Here is a 3,207-nt window from a genome sequence, read left to right as displayed (position 1 = left end):
GGGCTGCTCATCCATGTGGGTTCGGGCTGTATGGGGTCGTCGTAGCTCATGGGGACTGTGTACTGCTCGATGGTGTAGGTCATTGCTTCCTCCTTGGTGGTCCGTTTGAACAAGTGGAGAGAGACCGAGCAGCGCACGGAGGGCTCTCGTGTGCGGCGCGCGAAGCGCGACGCACCGACGGGCCCGCAGGAGCAGCGCAGGTATCGTCGGAACGACTCAAACGGGCGGCCAAGGAGGATGCCCGTGCACCGGCACCGTGCATGACTCCGGGCCGGGTGTTCGCGGCGCCGTTCCGATTCCCTTGTAGGGGCGTGGGCCTTCCGGCCTGGGATGACGGGGACGGCCTGGGGCCCCGGGGGTCAACCTGGTGTGCGGCGGCTTGTCCGACGCTCCCTGGTTGAGGCCCGGGGTGGGCCGTTATGATCTGCGGGCGGGCGTGGGCCCGCTCCGTTTCCTGCCCTGCCCCCGCCCTTGGCGGGGGTTGCCGGCGCCGCCCTTGGCGGGGCCGGTGGATGGGGTCGGCCGTCAGGCCGTCCGTTCGGCCGGCCGCCAGGACGGGCGGCCCGGTCCGCTCATTCGATGATGACCGGGTGCACGTGGTGGGCGATGGCGGCCAGCACGATGCCGGCCAGGGTGAGCCCGCTGTCGATGTGCAGGGCGCGTGCGGCCTGGTCGGCGGCCAGGGTCCGGTCGTCCTGCATCCAGGCCAGGTAGGCGCTGATGGCGATGGGTTGCGCGGCCTTGCGGTCGTCGGGGTCGGCGAGCTGTTCCAGCAGCCGGTCGGCGTGGGCCAGGGCGGGCCGGTCCAGGCGGATGCCCCGCGTGAAAGCGCTGTCGAGCGTGCGGGCCAGGTCGCGCAGGGCGCGGTCGTCCTGGGGGTCGCAGGCCATGCGTTCGAGTGATTCCGTCGGCAGGCTCGGGTCCATGCAGGCGCACACGATGGCGTCGCGGCAGGGCAGGTCGCGGCTGATGGTCTCGCGGATGAGGCGCCGCTGCCGCCGGTCCAGCCCGCACCGCTGGTCCAGGGCGTGCTTCCAGGCGTCGATGGCGTCTCGGTCCGTGGTGCGTGCCTCTTCTGGGGTGATGCTGCGCATGATGGTCTCCTTACGTGGGATGTCTCTTTGTCGGACACCATGAGCCTGCCGCCAGGTTTGAGCGGAGCGTCAAGCCCGCGTGCGGGCCGGGACACGGCGGCCGGAGCCGCCCATGGCAGACTCGTCGGCCATGGGCGGCGCAGGGGGGCGTGGGCCGGAACGGACCGGGCTTGACGCGCAGCGGCCTGGTGGCATGGTCACGGGGTCCGACAACCAACCCTTCGAGGCCCACACCCCGGATGGGGTGTGGGCCGGCGGGAAACCGCCGGGACGGCCCGCAGGGCCGGCCCGTCCGAATCCAAGCGGCGCCGGCGGGCCGGCGCGGCCGTCGTGAGTGCCGCCCGCCCGGGGCGGCGGGAGCGATGGCCCCCGGCGCCCGTCCCCCCCCCCCGAGGGGGGCGGGTCCGGAGGTCAGTCCTGGGACGTGAACCCACCTTCAAGGGCGGCCCGCTCGTCGGAGCTGACCTCGTAGCCGCTGGCCTCCAGGGACTGGTAGTAGGGGGCCATGACCTGGCCCACGATGTCCGTGGAGGTCCAGCAGTCCTCGTCGATGCCGGCCTCGATGACGGCCTGGCCGGCGGCGAAGGCCCGCAGCCCGAGTCGGCCGTCCGAACCCAGCCCGGCGGCACCTGGCCAGCCGGCCTCCGCCCCCGCGATGTCGTCCCACACGGCCCCGGCCTCGTCCTCGCCGATGTAAGTGTTCTCCATCGTGTGGCAGGCCAGGGCCACGGCCAGGTGGGCCAGCGCATCGGCCATGCCCTTGGGCGGCCGTTTCAGACCGGCAAGGTGACGGGCGTGGGCCAGGCGCAGGTCGCGGCTGGCCCGGGCGAACTCCCGGCTCCGCTCCGTGCGGGCCCGGCGTTCGGCCCCCTCCCGCTCGCGCTCGTCCTTCTCGCGCAGGCGGGCCTCCTCGTCCTCCCCGCCGGCCGGGGCCGGCGCCAACAGGACCGCGCGGGTCTGCCATGTGTTCTCCCCCACCGCCAGGCCCAGGGCGGCGGGCTCCGGGTCGGGGTTCCCCCCGGTCCAGGAGCGCAGGTCCTCGGCCGGGGTCCCGGTGCCGGCGGCCGTGACGACGTGCAGGGTGAGGTATCCCTCCGGCACTTCCCACGGCCGGTCCTCGTCCATCTGGACGACCGGCAGGCCGGACTCCCCGGCGTACCGGCGGACATCGTCCGCCCACCGGCCCATCCGGCGCGCCAGCTGCGCCTTCCTCAGAGCCATGTCCCAGTCCGCCGTGCCGGCGGACCTGGACAGGTGGCCCTGCCAGGCCGGCATATCGGCATAGTCGGCTATGGTCTCCAGCTGGTCCAGGGTGGCCTGGGGGGAGACGCAGGAGCGTTTCTCGGGGTCGATGGAGGCGACCTTGAGTCGGCGACGCACGGTGGCCGCGCTGCGACCGGTCCTCCGGGCCATGGTATCCGCGTCCTCGCCCAGGTCCAGCAGGCGCGCGTACCCGTCGGCCTCCTCCAACGCGGCCAGGTCCTTGCGGTGGACGTTCTCGACCAGCATCAGCTCGGCCTGCCGCCTCTCGTCCACGTCGCGCACGACGCACGGCACCATTTCCAGGCCGGCCTTCCGGGCGGCGGCTAGCCGCCGGTGGCCGATGACCAGGGTGTGCACGCCGTCCGGTCCGGCCGGGGTGACCACCAGGGCCTGCTGGATGCCCTGTGCTTCGATGCTGGCCGCGAGCTCGTCCACGTCGCCCACGTCCGCCCTGGGGTTGTCCGGGTTCTCCCGCACCCGGTCCAGGGCCAGCAGGACGATACGCTCGCCCTCCCCCGCCTGCCCCTGTTGCTTCATGCTCTGCCTGTTGCTCATGATGGTCTCCTTACGTGGGATGTCTCTTTGTCGGACACCATGAGCCTGCCGCCAGGTTTGAGCGGAGCGTCAAGCCCGCGTGCGGGCCGGGACACGGCGGCCGGAGCCACCCATGGCAGACTCGTCGGCCATGGGCGGCGCAGGGGGGCGTGGGCCGGAACGGACCGGGCTTGACGCGCAGCGGCCTGGTGGCATGGTCACGGGGTCCGACAACCAACCCTTCGAGGCCCACACCCCGGATGGGGTGTGAGCCGGCGGGAAACAGCCGGAGGGGACCATAGGGCCCCTCCGTCCG

The 3,207-nt window shown here is 72.9% G+C and carries 3 protein-coding genes; 1 reads left to right on the top strand and 2 read right to left on the bottom strand.

Going from position 1 to position 3,207, the window contains the following annotated elements; all coding sequences use genetic code 11:
- Positions 1–572 precede the first annotated feature (572 nt).
- Entirely contained in the window at positions 573–1,094 is a 522-nt protein-coding gene (locus tag CRD59_RS07465) for a hypothetical protein (RefSeq protein ID WP_113854059.1), read from the bottom strand.
- Between the two features lie 411 nt (positions 1,095–1,505).
- Complete coding sequence (locus tag CRD59_RS07460) at positions 1,506–2,912, bottom strand: ParB/RepB/Spo0J family partition protein (RefSeq protein ID WP_113854058.1); 1,407 nt, start codon at positions 2,910–2,912, stop codon at positions 1,506–1,508.
- A gap of 112 nt (positions 2,913–3,024) precedes the next feature.
- On the opposite strand from CRD59_RS07460, the gene CRD59_RS08015 reads away from it, so the two are divergent.
- The gene (locus tag CRD59_RS08015) at positions 3,025–3,162 is read left to right on the top strand and encodes a hypothetical protein (RefSeq protein WP_161522320.1); all 138 of its coding nucleotides are present in this window, start codon (positions 3,025–3,027) and stop codon (positions 3,160–3,162) included.
- Positions 3,163–3,207: the final 45 nt, after the last annotated feature.

This window comes from Bifidobacterium xylocopae, from assembly GCF_003315615.1.
GTDB classification, from domain to species: Bacteria; Actinomycetota; Actinomycetes; order Actinomycetales; family Bifidobacteriaceae; genus Bombiscardovia; species Bombiscardovia xylocopae.
The sequence above is the reverse complement of the archived record's forward strand: the minus strand, read 5'-3'. Positions and strand labels throughout refer to the sequence as shown.

Coding starts and splice junctions, on each gene's coding strand:
- CRD59_RS07460 (WP_113854058.1), bottom strand. CDS start 2,912: ATGAGCAACAGGCAGAGCATGAAGCAACAGGGGCAGGCGGGGGAGGGC.
- CRD59_RS07465 (WP_113854059.1), bottom strand. CDS start 1,094: ATGCGCAGCATCACCCCAGAAGAGGCACGCACCACGGACCGAGACGCC.
- CRD59_RS08015 (WP_161522320.1), top strand. CDS start 3,025: ATGGCAGACTCGTCGGCCATGGGCGGCGCAGGGGGGCGTGGGCCGGAA.